Below are 25,923 nucleotides of genomic sequence, written 5' to 3' on the forward strand. Positions count from 1 at the left end.
CGGGTTCCGGTGCCCTTCACCTCATGGCGGTGAGTCGTTCACATCAGGGGGGTGAGGAAGCGCCGCAGGGCCTCCTCGTACCGCTCGGGGCCGGCGTTCCACATGGCGCCGTGCGGGGCGCCTGGAACCGTCTGGAGGGTGACGAGGTCGGGGCGGGCCGCGGCGAGCCGGCGCGAGGGCTCCCAGGGGGCGATCGTGTCGTCGGGGCCGTGGAAGAGGAGGACGGGGACGCGCAGGGCGCGGGGGTCCTCTCCGGGGGCCCGGTGTCCGGCGCGGAGTCCGGCCCTCCCCTCGGCGGCGCGCACGGCGAGCGGGAGCAGGGGGGCCGGGGTGTGGCGGGCGGCGGCCAGCGCGCGGAGGGTGGCGTGCCAGTCGAGGACGGGCGAGTCGAGGACGAGTCCGCTGATGCGGTCGGCGAGGGCGGAGCGCTCGACGGTGTGGAGGGCCATGGCGGCGCCGGTGGACCAGCCGTGCAGGATGACGCGGCGGGCGCCGTAGCGCAGGGCGTAGCGGATGGCGGCGTCCACGTCGCGCCACTCGGATTCGCCGAGGTGGCCGAGGCCGTCCGGGGAGGCGGGGGCGCCGAGGTCGCCGCGGTAGGCGAGGGCGAGGACGGGCAGGCCCAGCCGGTGCAGGAGGGGCATGGCGACCATGGGGTGCTCGCGTCCGGCGCCGAGGCCGTGGATGGCGATCACCCAGGTGGCGCGGGCGCCGGGGACGAACCAGGCGGGCATGCCGCCGAGCTCGCCGGGGACGTCGACGTCGGCGAATTCGAGTCCGAGCGCGCTGCCCGGGTCGCCGAGGTGGACCTGGGGGGTGAGGGCGACGCGGATGCCGGGGTCGAGGCTGCCGTGGGTGACGGCGAGGAGCCGCCGCACGACGGTGTCGGGGTCGCGGTCGGCCCGGTCGAGGACCTCGCCGACGACGGCGTGGACGCCGGGGGCGGCGAGCCCGTAGGTGCCGGGGCGCAGGGAGGCGAGCGAACGGGTGAGGGCCACCGAGCCGGGGGCGGTGGAGTGGACGGTCAGCCGGGGGCTGCCCGGCAGCGGGCGGCCGGGGGCGGGCCGCAGGGCGGCGTCGGCGGCGAGCCGGCCCGCCGCTGCCGCGGCCGCGCCGGCTCCGAGGAGGGTGGTCGCGACGGCCGCTGCCGTCACCGTGGCGGTACGCACCGCTCCAGTGTCGGACCGGGTGCGCGGACGGGCCACCGGAGGTTCCGTGAGGGGCCGGAAGCGGAACGTGATCGGGGAGGGCTCGGCGTCCGGGCGGGACCCCGGCGACGAGGGGGCCTGCCGGGTGATGTGGATCACTTCGGGCCGGGTTTCGGAACCTGCGGAGCGACTGCGCGGGGTGTCCGGAGGGGCTCGTTAACCCCGCTTTGACGTGCATTAATCGGGATACATCCCGCTAATGAGGCAGGAACGGGCCGCTCCGGGGGCGGGCCAGTCCACCGCGCCGTCCGCGTCAGTTCATCTTCCGTTCACCCACGTTGCCTACGGTCGCCGAGCCACTGACGCCAAACAGAAGCCTGGGTAAATGGAGCACATAACGCTTCTCCTCGGGATCGTGATCATCACCGCTCTCGTGTTCGACTTCACGAACGGTTTCCACGACACAGCCAACGCGATGGCGACCACCATCTCGACCGGCGCCCTCAAGCCCAAGACGGCGGTGGCCATGTCCGCCGTGCTCAACCTCGTCGGCGCGTTCCTGTCCGTGGAGGTCGCGAAGACGATCTCCAAGGGCCTCGTCAACGAAGAGGGCATCCAGCCGGAAGTGATCTACGCCGCGCTCGTCGGCGCGATCCTCTGGAACCTTCTGACCTGGCTGGTCGGACTTCCCTCCAGCTCCTCCCACGCACTGATGGGCGGTCTCATCGGTGCCGCGGTCGCCTCCGCCGGCATCGGCGCCGTCAACGGCGGCACGCTCGTCACGAAGGTCCTCCTCCCCGCGATCGCCGCGCCGATCGTCGCCGGCGTCGCCGCGATGCTGGCCGCCAAGATCACGTACAGGCTCGGCGCGAACGTCGGCGAGAAGACCTCCGCCAAGGGCTACCGGGCCGGCCAGATCGCCTCCGCGGGCCTGGTCTCCCTGGCGCACGGCACCAACGACGCGCAGAAGACGATGGGCATCATCACCCTGGCGCTCATCGCCGGCGGCGCCCTCGCGCCCGACGCCGACCCGCCGGTCTGGGTCATCGTCTCCGCCGGTGTGGCCATCGCGCTCGGCACCTACCTCGGCGGCTGGCGCATCATCCGCACCATGGGCAAGGGCCTGACCGACCTCCAGCCGCAGCAGGGCTTCGCCGCCCAGACCTCGGCCGCGGCCGTGATCCTGTCGTCCTCGAACCTCGGCTTCTCGCTGTCGACGACCCACTCGTGCTCCGGTGCGGTCATGGGCGCCGGCCTCGGCCGCAAGGGCGGCGTGGTCCGCTGGTCCACCGCCACCCGCATGTTCGTCGCGTGGGGCCTGACCCTGCCGGCCGCCGCGCTGGTCTCGGCGCTCGCCGAGCTCGCCATGCGCACCGGTGACGTCGGCATCGCCGCCGTGACGGTCTTCCTCGTCGGCTCCTGCGTGGCCATCTGGCTGGTCTCCCGCCGCCAGGTCGTCGACCACACCAACGTCAACGACCACGGCGACGAGGAGCCCGGTGTGGTCACCACCGCCATCGCGGCCGTCGCAGTGCCGCCGGCCGGTGTCGCGGCCGACGCGGACGCCGACCTGAAGGCCACCATCCCCGCCCCTGCCGCCCACGCGGCCGGCGAGACCCCCGCGGCGCCCGCCGCCGCGGTCTGACGAGCAGAGAAGGTTCAGCCAGCATGAAGATCGACTGGGCAGCCCTGGGCTCCGTCTTCGGAGTCAGCCTCTTCGCCACCGTCGCCCTCGTCGCCCTGTTCACCCTGGGCATGGTGGGCCTGTCCAAGCACGAGGCGGCCACCGACGCGGGCGGCAGCGCCGGCCTGGCCCGCACCGGCGCCTACGCCTGCTTCGCGCTCTGCACCGCCGCCGTGGCGTACGGGATCTACCTGATCGTCGCCTGATCCGCCGCGGGCCCGCCGCCCGCACGCGCACCCAGCTCCCCCCGGGCCCTGCCCGGGGGGAGTTCCCGTATGTACGTCCCCGTTCGGGCTGGTCAACGGCAAGTTGACGGGCCATTGCGGTGCGTGGTGGACTGCCGGAGCCATCACGGCGGCAGCAGAGGAAGTCCGGTGCGAATCCGGCGCGGTCCCGCCACTGTCACCGGGGAGCACGGCCGGCCGTACCGGGCCGGCGCCCCGGGAGCCAGGAACTCTCGCCGCCGGACACGTCGAACCAGGGCGCGGACCCTGAGTGAGGACATACCTGCACATGCGTGCCGATCGCGTTTTCGCGTACGGCGCGACGGCGGGCCTGATCGCCGACCGGATCCTCGGTGATCCGCGCCGCGGGCACCCCGTCGCCGCCTTCGGACGAGCCGCCGCCGCCGTGGAGCGCGCCCTGTGGCGCGACCGGCGGTCCGCCGGCGTGGCGCACGCCGCGGTGTGCGCCGGGGGCGCGGCCGTGCTCGGCGTGCTCGCCGCGCGCGCCGTACGCTCCCGTCCCGCCGCCGCCCGTATCGCCCTGACCGCGGCCGCCACCTGGGCCGTCGTCGGCGGCACCACGCTGGGCCGGGAGGCCCGCGCCATCGGCGGCGCCCTCGCCGCCGGCGACGTGGACGTCGCCCGGGAGCGGCTGCCGCACCTGTGCGGACGCGACCCGCACTCCCTCGACGGGCAGCAGATCGCGCGCGCCGTCGTCGAATCCGTCGCCGAGAACACCTCCGACGCCGTCGTCGGCGCCCTGGTGTGGGGGGCCGTCGCCGGCGTCCCCGGGCTGGCCGCCTTCCGCGCGGTGAACACGCTCGACGCGATGGTCGGCCACAAGTCGCCCCGCCATCTCAACTACGGCTGGGCCTCCGCCCGCCTCGACGACCTCGCCGGCTGGCCCGGGGCCCGGCTGACGGCCCTGGCCGCCGTCGCCGCCGGCCCCGACCGGCGCGGGGCCCTGCGCGCCTGGCGCGCCGACGCCGCCGCCCACCCGAGCCCCAACGCCGGGCCCGTGGAGGCGTCCTTCGCGGGCGCCCTCGGCGTACGGCTCGGCGGCACCCTCGCGTACGGCGGGCGGGTCGAGCACCGGGCCGTGCTGAACGGGGCGTACGGGCGGCCCGTCGAGGTCGCCGACATCGACCGCGCGGTGCGGCTCTCGCAGCGCGTGACCTGGCTGGCACTGGGGGCCTGCGCGGCACTGCGGTACGCCGTGTCGCGCCGCCCGGGGAAGGGGCGCAGATGAGCTCGGGCAGCAGGCCGGCGGGGGGTCTCCTCGTCGCGGGGACGACCTCGGACGCCGGCAAGAGCGTGGTCACGGCGGGCATCTGCCGCTGGCTGGCCCGGCAGGGCGTGAAGGTGGCGCCGTTCAAGGCGCAGAACATGTCGCTGAACTCGTTCGTCACCCGCGAGGGCGCCGAGATCGGGCGGGCGCAGGCCATGCAGGCGCAGGCGGCGGGCGTCGAGCCGACCGCGCTGATGAACCCCGTCCTGCTCAAGCCGGGCAGCGACCGCAGCAGCCAGGTAGTCCTGCTCGGCAAGCCGGTCGGCGAGATGAGCGCCCGCGGCTACCACGGCGGGCGGCAGGAGCAGCTCCTCGGCGTCGTCACCGACTGCCTCGACCGTCTGCGGGGCACGTATGACGCCGTGATCTGCGAGGGGGCCGGCAGCCCGGCCGAGATCAACCTGCGCCGGACCGACATCGTGAACATGGGCATCGCACGGGCCGCCCGCTTCCCGGTCGTCGTGGTCGGGGACATCGACCGGGGCGGCGTCTTCGCCTCGTTCTTCGGGACGACGGCGCTGCTCTCGGCGCAGGACCAGTCCCTCGTCGCCGGCTACCTCGTCAACAAGTTCCGCGGGGACGTCTCCCTGCTGGAGCCCGGGATGGAGATGCTCCGCTCCATGACCGGGCGCGCCACGTACGGCGTGCTGCCGTTCCGGCACGGACTCGGCATCGACGAGGAGGACGGCCTGCGGGTCTCGCTGCGCGGCGCGGTCCGCGAGTCGGCGATCGCGCCGCCGGTCGGCGAGGACGTGCTGCGGGTCGCCGTGTGCGCGGTGCCGCTGATGTCGAACTTCACCGACGTGGACGCGCTGGCGGCCGAGCCGGGTGTGGTCGTGCGCTTCGTGGACCGGGCCGAGGAGCTCGTCGACGCCGACCTCGTCGTCGTCCCCGGGACGCGCGGCACGGTCCGGGCCCTGGAGTGGCTGCGCGAGCGCGGCCTGGCCGCGGAACTCGCCCGGCGGGCCGCGGCCGGGAGGCCCGTACTGGGCATCTGCGGCGGCTTCCAGGCGCTCGGCGAGCACATCGAGGACGACGTCGAGTCCAGGGCCGGGTCCGTGGACGGGCTCGGCCTGCTCCCGGTCCGGGTCCGCTTCGCGCGGGAGAAGACCCTGGCCCGGCCGACCGGCTCGGCGCTGGGCGAGCCCGTCGACGGGTACGAGATCCACCATGGCGTGGCCGAGGTGCTGGGCGGGGAGCCGTTCCTCGACGGCTGCCGCGCGGGCGCCGTGTGGGGCACGCACTGGCACGGCTCCCTGGAGTCCGACGGGTTCCGGCGGGCCTTCCTGCGCGAGGTCGCGGCCGCTGCCGGGCGGCGGTTCACGCCCGCGCCCGACACCTCGTTCGCGGCGCTGCGGGAGGAGCAGCTGGACCTGCTGGGCGATCTGGTCGAGGAGCACGCGGACACCGCCGCGCTGCTCCGCCTGATCGAGTCCGGCGCCCCGGCGGGCCTCCCCTTCCTCCCTCCGGGCGCCCCGTGACCCGGCTGCCCGGCGCCGCCGCGCGCCGGCCCTTCCGATTCGCCTCCGCACCGTTCCCCGCCTTCCGAGGAGTGAGCACATGAGCACGCCCTACCCGTTCACCGCGGTGGTCGGCCAGACCGATCTGCGGCTGGCGCTGCTGCTCAACGCCGTGAGCCCCGCGGTCGGCGGTGTGCTCGTGCGCGGGGAGAAGGGCACCGCCAAGTCGACCGCGGTGCGCGCCCTGTCCGCGCTGCTGCCGCAGGTCGCCGTGGTGCCGGGCTGCCGGTTCAGCTGCGCCCCGGACGCCCCGGACCCGGCCTGCCCCGACGGCCCGCACGAGCCCGGCCCCGGTACGCAGCGCCCCGCCCGCATGGTCGAACTGCCGGTCGGCGCCACCGAGGACCGCCTGATCGGGGCGCTCGACATCGAGCGGGCCCTCGCCGACGGCGTCAAGGCCTTCGAGCCGGGCCTCCTCGCCGACGCGCACCGCGGCATCCTCTACGTCGACGAGGTCAACCTCCTCCACGACCACCTGGTCGACGTCCTGCTGGACGCCGCCGCGATGGGCAGCTGCCACATCGAGCGGGAGGGCGTGTCCGTCCGGCACGCGGCCCGCTTCATGCTCGTCGGCACGATGAACCCGGAGGAGGGCGAGCTGCGCCCGCAGCTGCTGGACCGGTTCGGGCTGACGGTGGAGGTGGCCGCCTCCCGGGATCCGCAGCAGCGCGTCGAAGTGGTGCGCCGCCGGCTGGCGTTCGAGGACGACCCGGCCGGCTTCGCGGGCCGGTGGGCCGGCGAGGAGGCGGAGGTCCGCGCCCGCGTGATCGCGGCGCGGGCGCTGCTGCCGCAGGTGCGGCTCGGCGACACGGCGCTGCTCCAGATCGCGGCGGCCTGCGCCGGCTTCGAGGTGGACGGCATGCGCGCGGACATCGTGATGGCGCGGACCGCGACGGCGCTTGCGGCGTGGGCGGGGCGGACGGCGGTCCGCAAGGAGGACGTCCGGCAGGCGGCACTGCTGGCCCTCCCCCACCGCCGGCGCCGGAACCCGTTCGACGCACCGGGGTTGGACGAGGCCAGGCTCGACGAGATCCTGGACGGCTTCCCCGACGACGAGCCGGAGCCCGACCCGCAGCCGGACCCCGAGCCGGACCCCGGCCCCGGCGACGACGGCCCCGACGGCGGCGGCCCGGACGGGGGCGGCCCCGACGGCGGCGGCGTGCCCCCGCAGGGCGGCGGTCCCGAGGCCGCTCCCGAGGAGCCGGCGGACCCCTCCGAGGGCCCGGAGGCGCCCGAGGCACCGCAGGCGCCGGACGCTCCCGCCGCCCCCTCCCCCGCTTCGGCGCCGGCGGCCGAGCAGGCCCCCGTACGGGCCGCCGAGCCGTTCCGGACGCGGATGTTCAGCGTGCCGGGGCTCGGCGAGGGCGCGGCCGGACGGCGTTCGCGCGCCCGGACCGCGCACGGCCGGACGACGGGCGCGCAGCGCCCCGCCGGGCGGCTGACAAAGCTGCACCTGGCCGCCACCCTGCAGGCCGCGGCTCCGCACCAGCGGGCGCGGGGCCGTTCCGGGCGGGGGCTGGTCGTCCGCAAGGACGACCTGCGCCAGGCGGTGCGGGAGGGGCGCGAGGGGAACCTGGTGCTGTTCGTCGTCGACGCGTCGGGCTCCATGGCCGCCCGGCAGCGGATGGGCGCGGTGAAGGGGGCCGTGCTGTCGCTGCTGCTGGACGCCTACCAGCGGCGGGACAAGGTCGGCCTGGTCACCTTCCGCGGCGCGGCCGCGGAGCTGGCGCTGCCGCCGACCTCCTCGGTGGACGCGGCCGCGGTGCGGCTGGAGCAGCTGCCGACCGGCGGCCGCACCCCGCTCGCCGCGGGCCTGCTGAAGGCGCGGGAGGTGCTGCGGGTGGAGCGGCTGCGCGACCCCAGCCGCCGCCCGCTGCTGGTGGTCGTCACCGACGGGCGGGCCACCTCGGCCGGCGCCCTCGGCGGCGACGCCCGCGAGGTCGCCGCGCGCAGCGCCCGCCTGCTGGCCGCGGACGGGGTGGCGTCGGTCGTCGTGGACTGCGAGTCGGGGCCGGTCCGTCTGGGGCTGGCCGGGGTGCTGGCCGCCGACCTGGGCGGGCCGGCCGTCACGCTGGACGGGCTGCGGGCCGACGCGCTGGCCGGGCTCGTGAAGGACGTACGCACATCGGTGGCGACCGCGTCACCGCACACCAACAGGAGGGCCGCGTAATGCCGAAGGGACAGCCGACCGTCATCCCCGACGACGGACTCACCACGCGCCAGCGCCGCAACCGCCCGCTCGTCTTCGTCCACACCGGGCCCGGCAAGGGCAAGTCGACGGCGGCGTTCGGGCTGGCGCTGCGCGCCTGGAACCAGGGCTGGCCGATCGGGGTGTTCCAGTTCGTCAAGTCGGCGAAGTGGAAGGTCGGCGAGGAGAACGCGCTGAAGGTGCTCGGCGCCTCCGGCGAGGGCGGCCCCGTCGTGTGGCACAAGATGGGCGAGGGCTGGTCCTGGGTGCAGCGCGACGCGCAGCTCGACAACGAGCAGGCCGCGAAGGAGGGCTGGGAGCAGGTCAAGCGCGACCTGGCCGCCGAGACGCACCGGCTTTACGTGCTGGACGAGTTCGCGTACCCGCTGCACTGGGGCTGGATCGACGTCGACGAGGTCATCGGGGTGCTGCGCGACCGGCCGGGCACCCAGCACGTGGTCATCACGGGCCGCAACGCGCCGGAGAAGCTGGTGGAGTTCGCCGACCTGGTCACCGAGATGACGAAGGTGAAGCACCCGATGGACGCCGGCCAGAAGGGCCAGAAGGGCATCGAGTGGTGACCTCGCACGCCGTCGCCGTCCCCCGTCTGGTGATCGCCGCCCCGTCGTCGGGGAGCGGCAAGACCACCGTCGCGACGGGGCTGATGGCGGCCTTCGCGGGGCGCGGCCTGGCCGTGTCCCCGCACAAGGCCGGCCCCGACTACATCGACCCCGGGTACCACGCCCTCGCCACGGGCCGGCCGGGGCGCAACCTCGACGCGTACATGTGCGGGCCGGAGCTGGTGGCTCCGCTGTTCGCGCACGGGGCGGCGGGCTGCGACCTGGCGGTCGTGGAGGGTGTGATGGGCCTGTACGACGGGGCCGCGGGGCGCGGTGAGCTGGCGTCGACGGCGCAGGTGGCGAAGCTGCTGCGGGCGCCGGTGGTGCTGGTGGTCGACGCGTCCTCGCAGTCCCGGTCGGTGGCGGCGCTGGTGCACGGCTTCGCGTCGTTCGACCCGCAGGTGCGCCTGGGCGGGGTGATCCTGAACAAGGTGGGCTCCGACCGGCACGAGGCGATGCTGCGGGAGGCGCTGGAGGAGGCGGGCATGCCGGTGCTCGGCGTCCTGCGGCGGGCGCCGCAGGTCTCGGCGCCGTCGCGGCACCTGGGGCTCGTACCGGTGGCGGAGCGGCGGGCGGACGCGGTGGCGTCCGTCGCGGCGCTGGCGGAGCAGGTGCGGGCCGGCTGCGACCTGGAGGCGCTGCTGGCGCTGGCCCGGTCGGCGCCGCCGCTGGACTGCGCGGCGTGGTCGCCGGAGCGTGCCGTGGCCTCGGCCGCCGCGCCACCGGCACCGGCTGCCGCGGCTGACGCGGGGCCCGGCGGGGGGCGGCGGCCCGTCGTCGCCGTCGCCGGCGGGGCCGCGTTCACGTTCTCGTACGCCGAGCACGCGGAGCTGCTCGCCGCGGCCGGAGCCGAGGTCGTCCCCTTCGACCCGCTGGCCGACGAGGACCTGCCCGAGGGGACGTCCGGGCTGGTCGTCGGCGGCGGCTTCCCCGAGGTGTACGCCCCGGAGCTGGCTGCGAACGAGCCGCTGCGCAAGGCGGTCGCCGGCTTCGCCGCGGCCGGCGGGCCGGTCGCCGCCGAGTGCGCGGGCCTGCTGTACCTGGCGCGGTCCCTGGACGGCCGGCCGATGTGCGGGGTCCTCGACGCCGACGCGGTGATGTCGCAGCGGCTGACGCTCGGCTACCGCGAGGCCGTCGCGGTGTCGGACAGCCCGCTCGCCGCGGCGGGGACGAGGCTGCGCGGGCACGAGTTCCACCGCACGGTGGTCGAGCCGGGCGCCGGACCCGCCCCGGCCTGGGGGTTCACACACCCCGAGCGGCGCGTCGAGGGGTTCGTCCACCGCGGCGTGCACGCCAGCTACCTGCACACCCACTGGGCGGCGGAGCCGTCGGTGGCCGTGCGTTTCACGGCCGCGGCGGCAGCACACCGGTGACGTCACTCCGCGAGGCCCACCACGAGCCAGATCCCGGCCACCCCGCCCACCGTGCACATCAGCGTGGACAGGGCGGGGTGCCGGTGGTGCGCCTCGGGCAGGATCTCGGCGGCCGCGAGGTAGAGCAGCCCCCCGGCGAAGAAGCTCAGGTACGCCCCGAGCGGTTCCTCCGGAAGGGTGAACAGCACGGTGGACGCCGCGCCCACCACGGGGGCGGCGGCGTCCGCGAGGAGCATCAGCAGCGCGCGCTTGCGGGCGTTCCCGTAGAGCCGGGTGAGGGTGTACGTGTTGAACCCGTCGGCGAAGTCGTGGGTGACCACGGCGAGGGCGACCGCGGTGCCCATGCCGCCGCCGACCTGGAAGGCGGCGCCGAGCGCCACCCCGTCGGCGAGGCTGTGGCCGACCATCGCGGCGGCCGCCGTCATCCCGACCTGGGGGGCGCGCCCGACGGCGCCGTCCCTGCCGTCCGTCCCGTTCCCGCCGTTGCGGCCGCCGGACGCGCCGTGTGCGGCCTGGCGTACCGCCAGGAGCCGTTCCACGACGTGCGCGACGAGGAATCCGGCCACGAAGAGCAGCAGCGCGAGCGGTACGCCGAACACCGGCCGGCCCGCCGCCTCCAGCGACTCCGGCAGCAGGTCCAGGCCCACGACGCCGAGCATCAGCCCGCCGGCGAGGCCCAGTACGAGGTGGCGGCGGTCGGTGACGCGCTGCGCCGTCCACCCGCCCGCCAGGGTCATCAGGAACGCGCCCAGCGCCACGATCACGGCCATGCGCCCTTGGATACCGACTGCCGGCCGCGCGTGCACGCGAGCGCGCGGGCCGCGGTCCACGCACGATTGACGACCGGGAAGGGGCAGGAGCCCGATGGGTGAGAACGCGACGCAGCTGGTGGTCGGGGTCGGCGGCCGGGCGGGGGTGTCCGTCGCGGAGGTCTGCGCCCTGGTGGAGGAGACGCTGCGCGGGGCCGGGCTGGCGGCCGGAGCGGTGAAGGCGCTGGCGACGGTGGAGACGAAGGCCTGCGAGGCCGGGATCACGGGGGCGGCGGAACGTTTCGGCGTGCCGCTGCTCAGCTACCCGGCCGAGGAGCTGGCGGGCATCGCCGTCCCGCACCCCTCGGACGCGGCCCGGCAGGCGGCCGGCACCCCCTCGGTGGCGGAGGCGGCGGCGCTGGCGACGGGCGGCGAACTCCTCGTGCCGAAGCGCCGCTCGGTGGCGGCGACCTGCGCGGTGGCGACCGCGCAGGCGCACGACCTGCGCCACCACGGGGACGCCGAGGTCCGCGACGACGGCGGATCGCTGGTGGACCTCGCGGTGAACGTACGGGCGCACATGCCGCCGGAGTGGCTGAAGCAGCGCATCGCGGCTTCGCTCGGCGGTCTCTCCGCATACCCCGACGGGCGCGCGGCCCGCGCGGCGGTGGCGGCTCGGCACGGGCTGCCGGCCGGCCGGGTGCTGTTGACGGCGGGGGCCGCGGAGGCGTTCGTCCTGCTGGCGCGGGCCCTGGACGTGCGGCGGCCGGTGGTGGTGCACCCGCAGTTCACCGAGCCGGAGGCGGCCCTGCGGGACGCCGGGCACCGGGTGGAGCGGGTGCTGCTGCGGGCGGAGGACGGCTTCCGGCTGGATCCGGCGGCGGTGCCGGAGGAGGCGGACCTGGTGGTCGTCGGCAACCCGACGAACCCGACGTCCGTACTGCACCCGGCGGCCGCGCTGGCGGCCCTGGCCCGCCCGGGCCGGATCCTCGTCGTGGACGAGGCGTTCATGGACGCGGTGCCGGGGGAGCCGGAGGCGCTGGCCGGCCGCACGGACGTGCCGGGCCTGGTGGTGCTGCGGAGCCTGACCAAGACGTGGGGCCTGGCAGGGCTGCGGATCGGGTACGTGCTGGCGGAGCCGGAGGTGGTCGCGCAGCTGGAGGCGGCGCAGCCGCTGTGGCCGGTGTCGACGCCCGCGCTCGTCGCCGCGGAGGCGTGCGTCGCCCCGGCGGCCCTCGCGGAGGCGGAGGCCGCGGCCCGGCAGATCGACGCGGACCGGGAGCACCTGCTGGCCGGGCTCGCCGAGTTCGAGGAGATCACGGTGGCGGGGACGGCCCGCGGACCGTTCGTCCTGGTCAGGGTGGCCGGGGCGGCGCAGGTCCGGATGCGGCTGCGGGCGCTGGGCTTCGCGGTCCGCCGCGGGGACACCTTCCCGGGCCTGGACGCGGACTGGCTGCGCCTGGCGGTGCGGGACCGGGCGACGACGGGGCGCCTCCTCCAGGCGCTGGACCACGCCCTCACCCTGACGGCCGCCGCGCGCTGACCCCGCGCGCCCCCGGCCGGGGCGAGGCCGGGGCGGGAACCGGGGCGCGGCGGGGCGCGTCCTCCGCGGCGGGCCCCGGGGGGGCACAAGCCACCCTCGGAACGCCGCTGACCTGCGCGGACGACCGGATCCGGCGGGGTCCGCGGGTGGCGTCGGCGGTCCGCCCGGGGGATGATCTGCGCAGGACGGCCATGCAGGGGGGACACAGGATGAAGGTTTCGGCGAAGGCGGGCGCGGCCGCGGTGGGGCTGGCCGCGCTGGCGGCCGCGGCGGTGTTCGCCGGCCCCGCCCTCCTCGGCGGCGGGGAGCAGCGCGGCGCCGCGGAGCAGCGGCTCGCGGGCGGGCGCCCGGAGGCGGGCGCGGCGAGCCCGTCGGCGCCGCCGGGGGCGCGTCCGTTCACGCTCGTCGCGACGGGCGACACGATCCCGTACCCGTCGATCATCGCGCAGGCCGCGAGCGATGCGGCGGGCAGCGGGGCGGGGCACGACTTCCGGAGGATACTGGCCGGGGTGAAGCCCGTGGTGGAGGCCGCCGACCTGGCGATATGCCACCACGAGATACCGTACGGCCGGCCCGGCGGCCCCTACACCGGATACCCGGCCTTCAAGGCGCCGCACGAGCTGGCCGACGCGCTGCGGGACGCCGGCTACGACAGCTGCTCGACGGCCTCGAACCACACTCTGGACGACGGCTGGGACGGTCTCGTCCGCACTCTCGACCACCTCGACCGGGCGGGCATCAAGCACGTCGGCTCGGCGCGCACCGCCGAGGAGGCGAAGGCCCCGGCGGTGCTCTCCGCGGGCGGCGCGACGGTCGCCCAGCTGGACTACACGTACGGCACGAACGGGATCCCGCTGCCGGCCGGGAAGCCGTGGGCCGTGAACCTGATCGACAAGGACCGGATCATCGCGGACGCCCGTGCGGCGCGCGCCGCGGGCGCCCACGTCGTCGTCCTCAGCATCCACTGGGGCTCCGAGTGGCAGACGGCCCCCGACAGGCAGCAGCAGGACCTGGCGCAGGCGCTGACCGCCTCCCGCGGGGCGGACGGCCTTCCGGACATCGATCTGGTCCTCGGCACGCACAACCACGTCCCGCAGCCCTACGAGAAGGTCAACGGGACGTGGGTGGTCTACGGGATGGGCGATCAGATCGCCAGCTTCTACGAGCCGGCGAAGCTCCGCGGCAACATGTCGTCCATCCCCCGCTTCACCTTCGCGCCGGCGGCCGCGCACCCGGGCCGCTGGGAGGTGGTGAAGGCCGAGTACCTGACGTCGTATGCGGACCGGGGCGCCCCGTTCCGGGTGGTGTGCACGTCCTGCACGGCCGGCGGCGGCGCCTCGGCAGGCGCCGCGAAGCGCTCCGAGTACGCCGCCGTCGACCGGCAGGTCGGCGAGGCCGTGCTGTCGCGCGGGGCCGGCGGGCAGGGGCTGGTGCGCGCGACGCGGTGACGCCCGCCGGCCGCGGCCGCGGCGTCAGGAGGCGCGGCGGCGGGTGACGACGAGTGCGGCGCCGCCGAGGCCGAGCAGGACGAGTGCGCCGCCCGCGACCCAGGGAGTGGCCGAACTGCCGCCGGTCTCGGCCAGGTTGGCGCCGCTCGCGATGACGGTGCCGGTCCCGGAGGCCCCGGTCTGCGGCTTGACGTCGGGCTTGGCGGCGCCGCCGGAGGGCTCGGGGGCGGCGGAGGAGGGCGGCGGGCCGGCCGGGGACTGGCAGCGCGCCTCGGCGAGGACGACCTCGCCCTCGACCTGGGCGACGTTGAGGTCGAGCGGGTTGACGGACACCTTCAGCCGGAGTGCGGCCGCGGCGGCGGTGGAGGAGGTCGTCTCCGTACCGGAGAGCTCCAGGCTGACCATGCCGACCTTCGGCACCTCGACCTTGGTGGGACCTTGCGCGGACAGGGTGGCCTTCTTGCCGAGGACGGTGACGGAGCCCAGCACGTTGGAGGTGGCGGACGGCTTGCGCCCGGCTTCGCACACCGCCTTGGAGGTGACCTTCTCCACCTCGATCAGCGAGAGGGCGGGGAGCCCGGGCAGGTGGACGCGGGCCCGGGCGAGGTTGGCCTCCGCCTCGGCGCGGCCGCGGCCGGCGGTGGCCCTGGAGGTGGCGGCGTCGGCCTTGAGGATGTGGACCGGCCGGCCGCCCTCGACGCCGTCCACGGTGACGGAGAGGGCCGTCTTCCGGGCGGAGGCCGGGGCGCTGACCTCGTTGAGGGTGGTCTTCAGGGGGACGTGGACGGCCTTGTTGAGCAGGCCCACGTCGAGTCCGGCGCGCAGGACGACGGCGTCGGCCCGGCCGTCGGCACCGCCGGGCGCGGCTCCCGCGCCGCCCGTGGCGTGGGCGGGCGGGGCGGCGAGGAGGGCGATCGCGCCCGTGGCGAGCAGGGCGGCCGCGGGCATGCGGAAGGTGTAGCGGTTCAAGGTGGTGGAACCCCCGGGGAGATGGGGGCCGCCGCGCAGCCAATGGGGGACATCGCGCGTCGGCGGCCTGTTACCCGGGGAATTTTTTACGCACGGAGAGTGAACGCACAGCCACCTGAGGTGAGTTCACCCCAAAGGGTGGTTTCCATCCACGTATTCGATTGCTTTCGCATCAGGCGGCACGGGAGTTCTTTTCCGCCACACACCCGTGGGCGGTTTCACCCTGTCGCGGACCCGCGCGGCCGTGTGCAACGACCGGCGGGACGTCCGCGTCACGCCGCGTCAACCCGGTGACGCGGCGGGGAGGTCCGGCCGGTCAGGCGCGGACCGTGCCGTTCACCACGACCCGCAGCGGCTGCGCCAGCGCCCGCACGTCGGCCCGCGGGTCGGTCGCGTAGACGACGAGGTCCGCGGGGGCGCCCTCGGTGAGACCGGGCCTTCCCAGCCACTCCCGCGCCGCCCAAGCCGTCGCCGACAAGGCGTCCAGCGGCGGGATCCCGGCGCGCACCAGCTCCGCCACCTCGTCCGCGACGAGCCCGTGCGGCAGGGAGCCGCCTGCGTCGGTGCCCACGTAGACGGGGATGCCCGCGTCCCAGGCGGAGCGGACCGTGTCGTACCGCCGCTCGTGCAGCCGCCGCATGTGCGCCGACCAGCGGGGGAACTTGGCGTCGCCGCCGGCCGCCAGCTTGGGGAACGTCGCGATGTTCACCAGCGTCGGGACGATCGCCACCCCGCGCTCCGCGAACAGCGGGATGGTGTCCTCGGTGAGCCCGGTGGCGTGCTCGATGCAGTCGATGCCGGCCTCGACGAGGTCGCGCAGCGAGTCCTCGGCGAAGCAGTGGGCGGTGACCCGGGCGCCCAGCCGGTGCGCCTCGGCGATGGCGGCCTCGACCTCGGCGCGCGGCCAGCAGGCCGTGAGGTCGCCGGCGTCGCGGTCGATCCAGTCGCCGACCAGCTTCACCCAGCCGTCGCCGCGGCGGGCCTCGCGGCCGACGTACTCGACGAGGTCGGCCGGCTCGATCTCGTGCGCGTAGTTGCGGATGTAGCGGCGGGTCCGGGCGATGTGCCGCCCCGCCCGGATGATCTTCGGGAGGTCGTCGCGGCCGTCGATCCAGCGGGTGTCGGAGGGGGATCCGGCGTCGCGGATGAGCAGGGTGCCCGCGTCGCGGTCGGTCAGCGCCTGGCGTTCGGCGGTCCCGGCGTCGACGGGGCCGTGGGCGTCGAGCCCCACGTGGCAGTGCGCGTCGACGAGGCCGGGCAGCACCCAGCCGGACACGGCGGTGGTGTCGCGGGCGCCGGGCGGCCGCTCGTAGGAGATCCGGCCGCCTACCACCCACAGCTCGTCGCGGACGTCGTCGGGCCCGACGAGCACGCGTCCCTTCACATGCAGCACGTCATCCGTCATGACCGAACTGTACGTGCGCCCTGGATAGGCTTCCCGGGTAGTCCCCGCACGAGGAGAGAGCGCCCTGTGAACCACCCCTTCCTGGACCTGCCGCCGCTGACCGCGGAGCACTTCGCGTCGATCGAGCGGCGGGTGGCGGACCTGCTCGGCACCCGCCAGGACGTGGTGGTCACGCAAGGCGAGGCGCTGCTGCCGCTGGAGGGCTGCATCCGCTCGGGCGCCCGCCCCGGCTCGGCCGCGCTGAACGTGGTGACGGGCCCGTACGGGACCACGTTCGGCAACTGGCTGCGCGACTGCGGGGCCGAGGTCGTGGACCTGGAGGTGCCGTTCGACACCGCGGTGACCGCCGAGCAGGTCGCCGCGGCGCTCGCCGCGCACCCGCGGATCGACTTCGTGTCGCTGGTGCACGCCGAGGCGGCGACCGGCAACACGAACCCGGTCGCGGAGATCGGCGAGGCGGTACGGGCCCACGGGGCGCTGTTCATGCTGGACGCGGTGGCCTCGGTTGCGGCGGAGCCGCTGCCGGCCGACGCGTGGGGCGTGGACCTGTGCGTGATCGGGGCGCAGAAGGCGATGGGCGGACCCGCCGGCGTGTCCGCGGTGTCGGTGTCGGAGCGGGCGTGGGAGCGGTTCGCGCAGAACCCCGCGGCGCCGCGCCGCTCGTACCTGTCCCTGCTGGACTGGAAGGAGCGCTGGATCGACGGCGGGCGCCGGGCGCTGCTGCACGCGCCGGCGCAGCTGGAGATGCTGGCACTGGAGGCGTGCCTGGACCGGATCGCGGCGGAGGGGCTGTCGGCCGTGCAGGCCCGCCACGCAGCGGCCGCGGCGGCGACCCGGGCGGGAGCGGAGGCCCTCGGGCTGGCCCCGTACGTGAAGCGCGCGGCGGAGGCGGCTCCGGTGGCGACGACGCTGCGCGTGGCGGACGCCTCGACGGTGGCGGCGAAGGCGCTGGCCGCGGACCCGCAGGCGCCGCTCGCGGCGGGCGGCGGTGCGCTGGCCGGGGAGATGCTGCGGGTCAACCACTACGGTGCGGCCGCTTCCCCGGCAGCGGTGCGCGCCGGCCTGACCGCGCTGGCGGCGGCGCTGTCGGCGGACCCGGCCGCGGCACTGGAGGCGGCTGACGCGGCCTGGGAGCCGGCGGCGCACTGAGCCGCGCCCGCCGCCCCGCCACTCCCCCGCCGCGGATCGGCGGTGCGGGAGGGCGGTGCAGGAGGGCGGGGCAGCGCCGGGCGGGGCGGCGGGTCGGCGCTGCGGGCGTCAGCGCTGGGGGACGGCGCACGCGCCGTCCGCGTCGCACGCGTCGGCGGCCGGGGCCGGCTCCGCGGCCTCGCGGCCCTCCCAGGCCTGCTCCAGGGCGCGGGTGAACACCTCGGCGGGCTGGCCGCCGGAGATCCCGTAGCGGCGGTCGAGGACGAAGAACGGCACCGCGTTGGCGCCCAGTTCGGCGGCCTCCCGCTCGTCGGCGCGCACCTGCGCGGCGTAGGCGGTGCCGTCCGCGAGGACGGCGCGGACCTCGGCCTCGTCCAGGCCGGCCTCGACGGCGACGGCGGCGAGGACCCCGGCGTCGAAGAGGGACCGGTCCTCGGCGAAGTTCGCGCGGAACGCCCGGTCGAGGAGCTCCTCCTGCAGGCCGCGCGCGGCGGCCAGGTGCAGCAGCCGGTGGATGTCGAAGGTGTTGCCGTGGTCGCGGCCCTCGGTGCGGTACTCCAGGCCCTCGGCGCGGGCGGTGGCCGCGACGTGCTCCTCCATGCCGCGGGCCTCTTCGAGGGTGCGGCCGTACTTCTTCGCGAGCATCTCGACGACCGGGGCGGTGCTGCCCTCGGGGCTGTTCGGGTCGAGCTCGAAGGAGCGGAAGACGACCTCGACTTGGTCCCGGTGCGCGAACGCGGCCAGCCCCTTGGTGAAGCGGGCCTTGCCTATGTAGCACCAGGGGCAGGCCACATCCGACCAGATCTCGACGCGCATGTTCCTTCTTCTCTTTCCGGTTGCGGAAGGGCGGGCGGACGCCGCGGCCGGCGGGGCCGCGGCGGTTTCACCTTCAACAACCTGCCGGAACATCTCATTCCCCGGACGGTCCGGGGGCGGGGGACGGGTCGGCGGCCTATTTCTTCAGCCAGGCCTGCATCATCTTCTGGGCGACGGGTGCCGCCAGGCGGCCGCCGCCGATCTCGGACCGGTCGGTGTCGGAGTTCTCGATCACCACGGCCACGGCGATCTGCTTGCCCTTCGCCTTGCCGTACGAGGTGAACCAGGCGAGCGGCGGCAAATTGTTCTTCACGCCGCGCTGGGCGGTGCCCGTCTTGCCGCCGACCTCGGCGCCCGACACCTGCGCGGGCTTGCCGCCGCCCTCGGTCGCGACGGTCTTCATGACGTCGCGCAGCATCGAGGCGGTCTTGGCGTTCATGGCCTGCTGGGTCTTGGGGTTCTTGAAGCTCTCCAGCACGCTGCCGCCCGCGTCGGTCACCTCGGAGACCGAGTGCGGAGCGACGAGCTTGCCGTCGTTCTCGATCGCCGCCGTCACCATCGCCATCTGGAGCGGGGTCGCCTGGACGTCGAACTGGCCGATGCCGGTCTGCGCGACCTGGTCGACGGACATCTTCGCGGAGGGGTACTTGCTCGGCACGCGGGTGGTGACGGGGATCTCCGTGTTCGTGTTGAAGCCGAGCTTCTCGGCCATCGCCCGCATCTTGTCCTGGCCCAGCTTGGAGGCGAGCTCGGCGAAGACGTTGTTGCAGGACAGCCGCATCGCGACACGCGCCGAGACGCCGTTGCAGGCGGCGGAGCCGGCCTCGCTGGGAAGCAGCGTCCTGGTCCCGGGGATCGTGTACGGGTCGGGGATGCCGGTCGGGGCGTCGACGTCGGTGACGAGCCCGTTCTCGATGGCCGCGGCCAGGGTGACCAGCTTGAAGGTGGAGCCGGGCGCCTGCGGCTTGCGCAGCGCGACGTTCTCCATGGCCTTGCCGTTGTCGGCGGACAGCTCCTCCCACGCCTCCTTGTCGTTGGCGCCGGCGATGCGGCCGGGGTCGAAGGACGGATTGTTCACCATGGCGAGGATCTCGCCGGTCTTCGGGTCGATCGCGACGGCGGATCCCTGCTTGCCCTGGAGCGCGTCCCAGGCCGCCTTCTGGACGTCCTTGTCGATCGTGGTGACGACGTTGCCCGGCGAGGCCCGCTTGTTGAGCAGCAGGTCCATGACGGTCTTCAGGCGGTCGTCCGAGCCGTTGAGGACCTTCTTGTAGACGCCTTCGAGCATGGTGGTGCCGAAGGCCTGCGAACTGAATCCGGTGATCGGGGCGTAGAGGGGCCCGTCCGCGTACGTCCGCTTGTAGGCGAAGTCCTTCCCGCCGGTCTTGACGGAGCCGGTGATCGCCTCTCCGCCCACGATGATGTTCCCCAGCGGGTTCTCGTACTGCCCGAGGAGGTTCCGGCGGTTGTGCTCGTTGTCTGCGAGGGCCTGGCCTTGGTAGGCCTGCACCCAGGTGACCCGGACCAACAGGGCCAGCACCAGGAGCAGACAGAAGACCGACGCACGCCTGATCGTCTTGTTCATCTCCCGAAAGGACGCTCGACGGCCCGCGTACGTTCCTCCCCGGCCCGAGTGTGGCCCGTTTCTCAGGCCCTTCTCATCACGAACCCCCCTTCGTAGGCGGCGATGACCGCCTGGGTGCGGTCGCGCGAACCCGTCTTGGCGAGGACGGCCGCCACGTGCGTCTTGACGGTCTGGGGGCCGACGCCGAGGCGGGCGCCGATCTCGGCGTTCGACAGCCCGGTGGCCATCAGCCGCAGCACACCGGCCTCCCGGTCCGTGAGCCGTGCCGCCCAGGCCGCCGTCCCGCCCGCTGCTGCGGCGGCGTGGCTCGCGGCGAGCGAGCGGACCGCCTCGGGGAAGAGCAGCGAGTCCCCGCGGGCGACCAGCCGCACCGCGCCGACCAGTTCGTCGGGGTCGGCCCGCTTCAGCAGGAACCCGGCGGCGCCGGCCCGCAGCGCGTCGTACACGTGGGCGTCGTTCTCGAAGGTGGTCACGACGAGGATCCTGGGCGGTTCGGCCGCACCGGCCAGGATCCGCTCGGTGGCCCGTATTCCGTCGATGCCGGGCATCCGGACGTCCATCAGCACCACGTCCGGCGCGAGGGTGCGGACGGCGGTCACCGCCTCGGCGCCGTCGCCGGCCTCCCCGACGACCTCCAGGTCGGGTTCGGCGTCGAGGATGGCCCGCAGGGCGGTGCGGACCATGCGCTCGTCGTCGGCGAGGACCAGGCGCAGCGGGGGCCGGTTCATCGGCAGCCCCCGCCGAGCGGGAGGACGGCCCGCAGCCGCCACAGGCCGTCGTGCCGCCCGGCCTCGACACTGCCGCCGAGGAGCCGGGCCCGCTCGGCGGCCCCGTGCAGGCCGCGGCCGCCGGTGGTGCGCGGGGAGGGGCCGGCTGGGGCCCCTGGCGGATTGGTCATGGTGATCTCCAGTTCTCGGTGTGCGGTGGTGCCGGGGCCGCCGTCCGGGCCCTTCCGGACGGCGATCCGCAGCTCGACGGGCCCGGCCCCGTGCCGCAGGGCGTTGCCGAGTCCCTCCTGCACGATCCGGTAGGCCTCCCGGGACGCGATCGGGGAGAGCTGCGACCAGTCCCCGGCGGGCCCCGGCTCCTGCCGGACGGTGACGGCCACGCCGGCGGCGCGGGTGCGGGCCAGCAGCCCGTCCAGGTCGGAGGCGAGGGTGGGGGCGGGCGCGGCGGCTGTCCGGCCGGCGGGGTCGCCGTCACGCAGCAGGCCGAGCACCCCGTCCAGCTCGCCCACGGTCCGCCGGGCGGTGTCCTCGATGGCGGCGAGGGCCTCCCGGACGAACTCGGGGTCGCGGCCGAGGACCCGGCGGGCTGCGGCCGCCTGGAGGGTGACCGCGCTCAGGGCGTGTCCGACGGCGTCGTGCAGTTCGCGGGCGAGCCGGTTGCGCACGGCGAGGTCGGCGGCCCGTTCCTCGGCCGCTGCCAGCCGGTCGGCCGCCGTCGGCCCGAGCAGCACGGGCGCCGCCCGGGCCAGGAGCGCCCCCGCCGCCGCGGCGGCCGCGACCAGCCCGGCCAGCATCCCGGCACCCATGAGCGGCGCGAGCCAGGAGGCGGTGTCGTCGGGGAAGTAGACCAGCGACAGCGGGGCCTCCCGCAGCGACCGCACCAACGGCACCGCGATCAGCACCACCGCCATCGGCGGCACCGCCAGGCTCATCCCCGCCACGGCCGCCCCGGCGCCCAGGTGCAGCGACCACCAGGCGGCAGTCCTCCCGCGGGCCGCCCAGGACCGGGCCGGCCCCTCTGCCAGCAGTTCCCCCGGCACCCCGCACAGCATCCGCACCGCACCCGCCGACATCGGCCGGACCGGCCCGAACACGCCGGTCACCGCGGCGAGCGGCAAGGACAGGCCGTAGGCGGCGAACGTCAGCGGCACGGACTCCAGGGTGTTCACCCCGCCGGCCGCCACCCCGACGGCCACCTGCGCCACCAGGAAGTACGGCATCAGCAGCGCCCCGCCGAGCACCAGATGCACCCACCGCATCCGCGCCCGCACCCCCCACACCGCAGCCCGCATGCTGGCGCTCCCCCGATCCCCTCACCCGTCGCCGCCCCCGAACCCGCACGGGAGCCGGCGCCCGCGCCGTACCGCACGTTCAGGCCAGTGTGCGCCGCCGGGTCGCGAACCCGGTCAGGACGCTGGCCGCGAGGCATCCGGTGACCACCTGGCCAGCGTAGGCCAGCAAGATCACGGAGGGTGTTCCTCCGCCCTCTCCGATCCCGGGAGCGAAGGGCACGGCAAGGAGGTACAGGCCCCAGCAGAGCGTCGCGGCCGATCCGATCCACCCCGCCACCAGCGGCCACACCGGCCGCCGCCCCCCTCCCCGGGCCAGCAGCACCGCGCACCAGCCGGCGAGCAGCGCGCACACCGCGTGCACCGCCGACACCACCCCCGTCTCCACCGAATGCAGGGCCGCCCGCTCGGCGCCCAGCCACGCGGCGCCCCCGAAGGCCCAGTACGCGTACAGCGCACCCAGCGCCGTGCCGAGCGCGGCCGCGGCTCCCGCCGCCACCCCCGTGGGCGGCGGGAGCCGCATACCGCTCGCGCCCTGCCGGAGGCGGCCCCAGCGCCTGCGCGCATAGGGAACGAACAGGCCTGCGAGGGCGAGCCCTTGGACGGTGAAGCCGCCGTAGACGACGAGGTACACCCAGCCGTGGAGGAAGGACTCCCCGGCGGCCCTCGCCGCGGGATCGGCGCCCAGGCCGACGGCTCTGAGGGCGAGTTGGGCGGGGAAGCCGGCGAGTATCGGCGTGAGCAGCCCGGTCGCGGTGAAGGCGGGGACGAGGAGCAGCGGCGCCGGCACCCGCCGGCCCCACGGCCGGGTCAGCAGCAGCGCCAGCACGATCACGGCCGCGTCCATGGCCATGGTCACGGCATTGGCCACGGTGAAGAACACCGACGGTGCGAGCAGCACGCTGCCCTCCGGTATGCCGATGTCGCTCCCGGCCAGCCAGGCCGTCTTCAGGGCCAGGTACGGCAGTGTCGCGGCCACGGCCGCCGCCCGCAGCAGCCGCGCCCCCGCACCGGTGGCGTCGGGCGCGCGGGCCTCCGCCGTCACGGCGGCCGCACCGCCCGCTGCCTTGCCTGCCGTCCTCCCTGCGGTCCTCGCGGCCCTCGCCGCAGCCGTCCCCCTCCCGCCGGGTGTCCCGGTGGTCGTCTCGGTCCTGTCGGTCCTGTCGGTCCTGTCGGTCGTGTCGGCAGGACCCGTCCGGTGCATTGCTCGCCTGGTCATGGCCCTACGTTCCCCCGCCCCCGGCCCCGGCCGCCTCCCCCGCCGAGGGGATCTGCCTCCCCCGCCCGGGGGAGGAACCCCCGGGCCCTGCGCAGGAGCCACCGCCGGGCCGTCACATCCGGCGCGTCACCACCGACAGCCGGTCCCGGGCGGCGAACAGGGCCGCCTTGATCAGCTCTTCGCGCTCCTCCGTCAGCCGGGCCACCGGCACCGAGCAGCTCACCGCGTCCCGGGCGGGCGTCCGGTACGGCACCGCCACCCCGAAGCAGCGCAGCCCCAGCGTGTTCTCCTCCCGGTCCTCCGCATACCCCTTCTCCCGCACCACCGCGAGCTCCTCGATGAGCCGCTCCCGGTCGGTCACGGTGTGCTCGGTGACCGCCTCCAGCCTCCGCGGCAGCAGCGCCCGCACCTCCTCGTCGGAGTGGCCGGCGAGCAGCGCCTTGCCGAGTGCCGTCGAGTGGACGGGCAGCCTCCGCCCGACGCGCGTGAACGGCCGCAGATGGTGCCGGGACTGGCGGGTCGCCAGGTAGACGACGCTCGTGCCGTCCATCCGGGCCAGGTGGATGGTCTCGGTCGTGTCCTCCGAGAGCCGGTCGAGGGTGGGCCGGGCCGCGGCCACCACCTCGTCGCCGTCGATGTACGAACTGCCGACGAGCAGGGCCCGTACGCCGATGCCGTACCGGGTGCCCGTCGCGTCCGTCTCGACCCAGCCCAGGTTCACCAGCGTGCGCAGCAGCATGTACAGGCTGGACTTGGGCAGTCCGAGGTCGTGCTGGATGTCGGCAAGGCTGTGCAGGCCGGGCCGGGCCGCGAAGTGCTCCAACAGGACGACCGTGCGGACGGCGGACTTGACCGCCGCGGGTGCCCCGGCCGGCTCGCCGCCGGGCCCCGCTTCGTCCCCACCGCCCGGCGCGGCCCCCCGTACCGCTGCCCCGCCCGTGCCGGAGGCCGTGCCCCCGCTCGCGCCTGCGCCGGTGTCTGCGCCTGTGGTCATGCGCCTCGTGCCCCTCTTCGCCTGATGTCACGGTCTCTTGTCACGCCGTGGACGCGGAAATAGAGTCCGGAACGGATGGAGATCATTCACCCACCGGGACGGCGTTCAGAATACTGAACGGACCCGGCGGGGCCGGCGCGGATCCAGGAGGCAGTACGGCATGGCAGCAGGGACACCAGTCTGGAGTGTGGACCCCCGCACCGGGAAGCAGCGGGAACAGGTCACCCTGGAGGCCGCCCCGGCGGACGTGGACGCCGCCGTGCGCGCCGCGCACGCGGCCCGCGGCGCGCTCGCCGACCGCGCCGCACGCACCGCCTTCCTCCGCGCCGCCGCCGACCTGCTCGACGCGGAGGCTGCCCGGGTCGTGGAGACCGCCGACGCCGAGACGGCGCTCGGCCCGGCCCGCCTCACCGGCGAACTCGCGCGGACCACCGGCCAGCTGCGGGCCTTCGCCGACGCCGTGGACGAGGGCTCCTACCTCGACATCCGCATCGACCGGGCCGACGCCTCCCTCACCCCGCCGCGCCCCGAACTGCGCCGCTACAAGGTGCCTCTGGGCGTGGTCGCCGTCTACGCCGCCTCCAACTTCCCCCTCGCCTTCTCCGTCCCCGGCGGGGACACCGCGAGTGCCCTGGCCGCCGGCTGCCCGGTGGTCGTCAAGGCCCACCCCGACCACCCGGCCGCCTCCGAGCTGTGCGCCTCGCTCCTGCGCCGCGCGGCCGCGGCGGCCGGACTGCCGGAGGCGGTCGTGTCGGTGGTCCACGGCTTCGACGCGGGCCTGGAGCTGATCCGGCACCCGCTGGTCGCCGCGGCCGGATTCACCGGGTCGGTGCGCGGCGGGCGCGCCCTGTTCGACGCGGCCGCCGCCCGGCCGGTGCCGATCCCCTTCCACGGCGAACTCGGCTCCCTGAACCCCGTCGTGGTCACCCCGGACGCCGCCGCCGAGCGGGCCGAGGAGATCGGCGCGGGCCTCGCCGCCTCGGTGACGCTCGGGAACGGCCAGTTCTGCGTCAAGCCGGGCCTGGTCCTCGTACCGGAGGGGGCGGCCGGGGACCGGCTGGCCGGGGCGCTCGCCAAGGCGCTCGGCGAGACCGGTCCGGGCGTCCTCCTCGACCACCGGATGCGGGACGCCTTCGCCGCAGGGGTCGCCGAGCGGGCCGCGCTGCCGGGCGTCACCGCGCCCGTCGCCGCGGGCGCCGCCGGGGAGCACGCCGTCGGCGCCGGCTGCCTGGCCGTGCCCGCCCGCGCCCTGCTGGCCGGCGGCCCGTACGACCTGCTGCTGGAGGAGTGCTTCGGCCCCGTCACGGTCCTCGTCCGGTACGCCGGCCAGGACGAGGCGGGCGCCGTGCTGGACCGCCTGGCCGGGAACCTGAGCGCGACGCTCCACGTCTCTTCGGCGGAGGCGGAGGGGGCGCCGGGCCCGGCGGCCGCGCTGGTGGCCCGCGTGACGGAGCTGGCCGGGCGGATCGTCGTCAACGGCTGGCCGACGGGCGTCGCGGTGGCCCCGGCCCAGCACCACGGCGGCCCGTACCCGGCGGCGACCTCGCACTCCACGTCGGTCGGGGTGACGGCGATCGAACGCTGGCTGCGGCCCGTCGCCTACCAGTCCGTGCCGGAAGGGCTGCTTCCGCCGGAGCTGCGGGAGGCGAACCCGCTGGGGCTGCCGCGCCGCGTCACCGGGACGGCCTGATCAAATGCGGTTGCCTGCCCCGGCCGGACCGGGGCAGGCTGCGCGCATGCCGAGACCACAGGGATTCACGTACGAGCAACGGGGCGACGGCACCGTCGCCATCACCCACCGCGGCCGGTCCGCGGGCACCCTGCGCGGGCCGCGCGCGGAGAAGTTCCTCGCCGAGGTGGAGTCAGGCGACGCGCAGCTCGTGATGGCCCGCTGGACGGGCGCGTACAGGTTCGGGAACGAGCGCACCGCCCGCAACCACCCGCGCAACCGGCGCTGACGCCGCCCGGCACCGCCGTACGGGCG

At 75.7% G+C, this 25,923-nt stretch carries 22 protein-coding genes and 1 riboswitch; of the genes, 12 read left to right on the forward strand and 10 right to left on the reverse strand.

The annotated features are described in order from the left end of the window. Window positions 1-38: 38 nt before the first annotated feature. On the reverse strand, window positions 39-1,169 hold the full coding sequence (locus tag C0216_RS22520; protein WP_114058847.1) for an alpha/beta hydrolase: 1,131 nt from the start codon (window positions 1,167-1,169) through the stop codon (window positions 39-41). 364 nt (window positions 1,170-1,533) lie between these two features. Between C0216_RS22520 and C0216_RS22525 the strand changes: the two genes are divergently transcribed. The 7 genes from C0216_RS22525 (at window position 1,534) to C0216_RS22555 (ending at window position 10,045) form a co-directional block, all read left to right on the forward strand. After that, window positions 1,534-2,793 (forward strand): inorganic phosphate transporter, encoded by a 1,260-nt coding sequence (locus tag C0216_RS22525; RefSeq protein WP_114057032.1) that lies wholly within the window; start codon window positions 1,534-1,536, stop codon window positions 2,791-2,793. A 23-nt stretch (window positions 2,794-2,816) separates the two neighbouring features. Beyond that, on the forward strand, window positions 2,817-3,038 hold the full coding sequence (locus tag C0216_RS22530) for a hypothetical protein (protein ID WP_114057033.1): 222 nt from the start codon (window positions 2,817-2,819) through the stop codon (window positions 3,036-3,038). A 158-nt stretch (window positions 3,039-3,196) separates the two neighbouring features. Continuing rightward, window positions 3,197-3,288: riboswitch (cobalamin riboswitch) on the forward strand. Between the two features lie 57 nt (window positions 3,289-3,345). Beyond that, window positions 3,346-4,305 (forward strand): cobalamin biosynthesis protein, encoded by a 960-nt coding sequence (locus C0216_RS22535; protein WP_114057034.1) that lies wholly within the window; start codon window positions 3,346-3,348, stop codon window positions 4,303-4,305. Next, window positions 4,302-5,825: a cobyric acid synthase gene (locus C0216_RS22540; protein ID WP_114057035.1), complete on the forward strand. Its 1,524-nt coding sequence runs from the start codon at window positions 4,302-4,304 to the stop codon at window positions 5,823-5,825. Before C0216_RS22535 ends, C0216_RS22540 begins: the two co-directional genes overlap by 4 nt. 79 nt (window positions 5,826-5,904) lie before the next feature. Continuing rightward, entirely contained in the window at window positions 5,905-8,034 is a 2,130-nt protein-coding gene (locus C0216_RS22545; RefSeq protein WP_114057036.1) for a putative cobaltochelatase, read from the forward strand. After that, on the forward strand, window positions 8,034-8,633 hold the full coding sequence (cobO, locus tag C0216_RS22550; protein WP_114057037.1) for a cob(I)yrinic acid a,c-diamide adenosyltransferase: 600 nt from the start codon (window positions 8,034-8,036) through the stop codon (window positions 8,631-8,633). The genes C0216_RS22545 and cobO overlap by 1 nt, the downstream gene beginning before the upstream one ends. Further along, complete coding sequence (locus tag C0216_RS22555; protein ID WP_114057038.1) at window positions 8,627-10,045, forward strand: cobyrinate a,c-diamide synthase; 1,419 nt, start codon at window positions 8,627-8,629, stop codon at window positions 10,043-10,045. Before cobO ends, C0216_RS22555 begins: the two co-directional genes overlap by 7 nt. A gap of 2 nt (window positions 10,046-10,047) precedes the next feature. Here the strand turns inward: C0216_RS22555 and C0216_RS22560 are convergent, their stop codons facing one another. Continuing rightward, window positions 10,048-10,815: a ZIP family metal transporter gene (locus C0216_RS22560; protein WP_114057039.1), complete on the reverse strand. Its 768-nt coding sequence runs from the start codon at window positions 10,813-10,815 to the stop codon at window positions 10,048-10,050. A 94-nt stretch (window positions 10,816-10,909) separates the two neighbouring features. Here C0216_RS22560 and cobC point away from each other — a divergent pair, with 94 nt between their 5' ends. Together cobC and C0216_RS22570 are read left to right on the forward strand one after the other, a co-directional pair. Next, the gene (gene cobC / locus C0216_RS22565; protein ID WP_114057040.1) at window positions 10,910-12,337 is read left to right on the forward strand and encodes an Rv2231c family pyridoxal phosphate-dependent protein CobC; all 1,428 of its coding nucleotides are present in this window, start codon (window positions 10,910-10,912) and stop codon (window positions 12,335-12,337) included. A gap of 209 nt (window positions 12,338-12,546) precedes the next feature. Then, window positions 12,547-13,785, forward strand: a complete 1,239-nt coding sequence (locus C0216_RS22570) for a CapA family protein (RefSeq protein WP_114057041.1) — start codon at window positions 12,547-12,549, stop codon at window positions 13,783-13,785. 24 nt (window positions 13,786-13,809) lie between these two features. On the opposite strand, the gene C0216_RS22575 is transcribed toward C0216_RS22570, so the two are convergent. Together C0216_RS22575 and C0216_RS22580 are read right to left on the reverse strand one after the other, a co-directional pair. Continuing rightward, entirely contained in the window at window positions 13,810-14,754 is a 945-nt protein-coding gene (locus C0216_RS22575) for an SCO1860 family LAETG-anchored protein (RefSeq protein ID WP_114057042.1), read from the reverse strand. A 316-nt stretch (window positions 14,755-15,070) separates the two neighbouring features. Next, the gene (locus C0216_RS22580; RefSeq protein ID WP_114057043.1) at window positions 15,071-16,159 is read right to left on the reverse strand and encodes an amidohydrolase family protein; all 1,089 of its coding nucleotides are present in this window, start codon (window positions 16,157-16,159) and stop codon (window positions 15,071-15,073) included. 66 nt (window positions 16,160-16,225) lie between these two features. Between C0216_RS22580 and C0216_RS22585 the strand changes: the two genes are divergently transcribed. Then, complete coding sequence (locus C0216_RS22585) at window positions 16,226-17,308, forward strand: aminotransferase class V-fold PLP-dependent enzyme (protein ID WP_114057044.1); 1,083 nt, start codon at window positions 16,226-16,228, stop codon at window positions 17,306-17,308. A gap of 108 nt (window positions 17,309-17,416) precedes the next feature. Here the strand turns inward: C0216_RS22585 and C0216_RS22590 are convergent, their stop codons facing one another. The 6 genes from C0216_RS22590 to C0216_RS22615 all read right to left on the reverse strand — a co-directional run bounded on the left by C0216_RS22590 (window position 17,417) and on the right by C0216_RS22615 (window position 23,939). Continuing rightward, window positions 17,417-18,124, reverse strand: coding sequence for a DsbA family oxidoreductase (locus tag C0216_RS22590; protein ID WP_246042654.1), 708 nt, complete (start codon window positions 18,122-18,124; stop codon window positions 17,417-17,419). 136 nt (window positions 18,125-18,260) lie between these two features. Beyond that, window positions 18,261-19,709, reverse strand: a complete 1,449-nt coding sequence (locus C0216_RS22595) for a peptidoglycan D,D-transpeptidase FtsI family protein (protein ID WP_114057046.1) — start codon at window positions 19,707-19,709, stop codon at window positions 18,261-18,263. Window positions 19,710-19,771: 62 nt separating this feature from the next. After that, window positions 19,772-20,437 (reverse strand): response regulator transcription factor, encoded by a 666-nt coding sequence (locus tag C0216_RS22600; RefSeq protein WP_114057047.1) that lies wholly within the window; start codon window positions 20,435-20,437, stop codon window positions 19,772-19,774. Next, a complete protein-coding gene (locus C0216_RS22605; RefSeq protein WP_114057048.1) occupies window positions 20,434-21,729 on the reverse strand; it encodes a sensor histidine kinase in 1,296 nt (431 codons plus the stop codon). The genes C0216_RS22600 and C0216_RS22605 overlap by 4 nt, the downstream gene beginning before the upstream one ends. 79 nt (window positions 21,730-21,808) lie before the next feature. Further along, a complete protein-coding gene (locus C0216_RS22610; RefSeq protein WP_114057049.1) occupies window positions 21,809-22,771 on the reverse strand; it encodes a hypothetical protein in 963 nt (320 codons plus the stop codon). Between the two features lie 286 nt (window positions 22,772-23,057). After that, window positions 23,058-23,939 carry an IclR family transcriptional regulator gene (locus C0216_RS22615; protein ID WP_246042655.1) on the reverse strand — a complete coding sequence of 294 codons (882 nt, stop codon included), beginning with the start codon at window positions 23,937-23,939 and terminating at the stop codon, window positions 23,058-23,060. Between the two features lie 160 nt (window positions 23,940-24,099). Between C0216_RS22615 and C0216_RS22620 the strand changes: the two genes are divergently transcribed. Together C0216_RS22620 and C0216_RS22625 are read left to right on the forward strand one after the other, a co-directional pair. Next, window positions 24,100-25,629, forward strand: a complete 1,530-nt coding sequence (locus C0216_RS22620) for an aldehyde dehydrogenase (NADP(+)) (RefSeq protein ID WP_114057050.1) — start codon at window positions 24,100-24,102, stop codon at window positions 25,627-25,629. Window positions 25,630-25,675: 46 nt separating this feature from the next. Next, window positions 25,676-25,897 (forward strand): hypothetical protein, encoded by a 222-nt coding sequence (locus C0216_RS22625; protein WP_114057051.1) that lies wholly within the window; start codon window positions 25,676-25,678, stop codon window positions 25,895-25,897. Window positions 25,898-25,923: the final 26 nt, after the last annotated feature.

The organism is Streptomyces globosus, from assembly GCF_003325375.1.
GTDB classification, from domain to species: domain Bacteria; phylum Actinomycetota; class Actinomycetes; order Streptomycetales; family Streptomycetaceae; genus Streptomyces; species Streptomyces globosus_A.

Bases quoted from the DNA above. Each gene is read 5' to 3' on its own strand.
- C0216_RS22530 (WP_114057033.1), top strand. From the start codon at position 2,817: ATGAAGATCGACTGGGCAGCCCTGGGCTCCGTCTTCGGAGTCAGCCTC.
- C0216_RS22525 (WP_114057032.1), top strand. From the start codon at position 1,534: ATGGAGCACATAACGCTTCTCCTCGGGATCGTGATCATCACCGCTCTC.
- C0216_RS22535 (WP_114057034.1), top strand. From the start codon at position 3,346: ATGCGTGCCGATCGCGTTTTCGCGTACGGCGCGACGGCGGGCCTGATC.
- C0216_RS22605 (WP_114057048.1), bottom strand. From the start codon at position 21,729: ATGCGGGCTGCGGTGTGGGGGGTGCGGGCGCGGATGCGGTGGGTGCAT.
- cobC (WP_114057040.1), top strand. From the start codon at position 10,910: ATGGGTGAGAACGCGACGCAGCTGGTGGTCGGGGTCGGCGGCCGGGCG.
- C0216_RS22620 (WP_114057050.1), top strand. From the start codon at position 24,100: ATGGCAGCAGGGACACCAGTCTGGAGTGTGGACCCCCGCACCGGGAAG.
- C0216_RS22545 (WP_114057036.1), top strand. From the start codon at position 5,905: ATGAGCACGCCCTACCCGTTCACCGCGGTGGTCGGCCAGACCGATCTG.
- C0216_RS22600 (WP_114057047.1), bottom strand. From the start codon at position 20,437: ATGAACCGGCCCCCGCTGCGCCTGGTCCTCGCCGACGACGAGCGCATG.
- C0216_RS22580 (WP_114057043.1), bottom strand. From the start codon at position 16,159: ATGACGGATGACGTGCTGCATGTGAAGGGACGCGTGCTCGTCGGGCCC.
- cobO (WP_114057037.1), top strand. From the start codon at position 8,034: ATGCCGAAGGGACAGCCGACCGTCATCCCCGACGACGGACTCACCACG.
- C0216_RS22625 (WP_114057051.1), top strand. From the start codon at position 25,676: ATGCCGAGACCACAGGGATTCACGTACGAGCAACGGGGCGACGGCACC.
- C0216_RS22595 (WP_114057046.1), bottom strand. From the start codon at position 19,709: ATGAACAAGACGATCAGGCGTGCGTCGGTCTTCTGTCTGCTCCTGGTG.
- C0216_RS22570 (WP_114057041.1), top strand. From the start codon at position 12,547: ATGAAGGTTTCGGCGAAGGCGGGCGCGGCCGCGGTGGGGCTGGCCGCG.
- C0216_RS22560 (WP_114057039.1), bottom strand. From the start codon at position 10,815: ATGGCCGTGATCGTGGCGCTGGGCGCGTTCCTGATGACCCTGGCGGGC.
- C0216_RS22540 (WP_114057035.1), top strand. From the start codon at position 4,302: ATGAGCTCGGGCAGCAGGCCGGCGGGGGGTCTCCTCGTCGCGGGGACG.
- C0216_RS22615 (WP_246042655.1), bottom strand. From the start codon at position 23,939: ATGACCACAGGCGCAGACACCGGCGCAGGCGCGAGCGGGGGCACGGCC.
- C0216_RS22590 (WP_246042654.1), bottom strand. From the start codon at position 18,124: ATGCGCGTCGAGATCTGGTCGGATGTGGCCTGCCCCTGGTGCTACATA.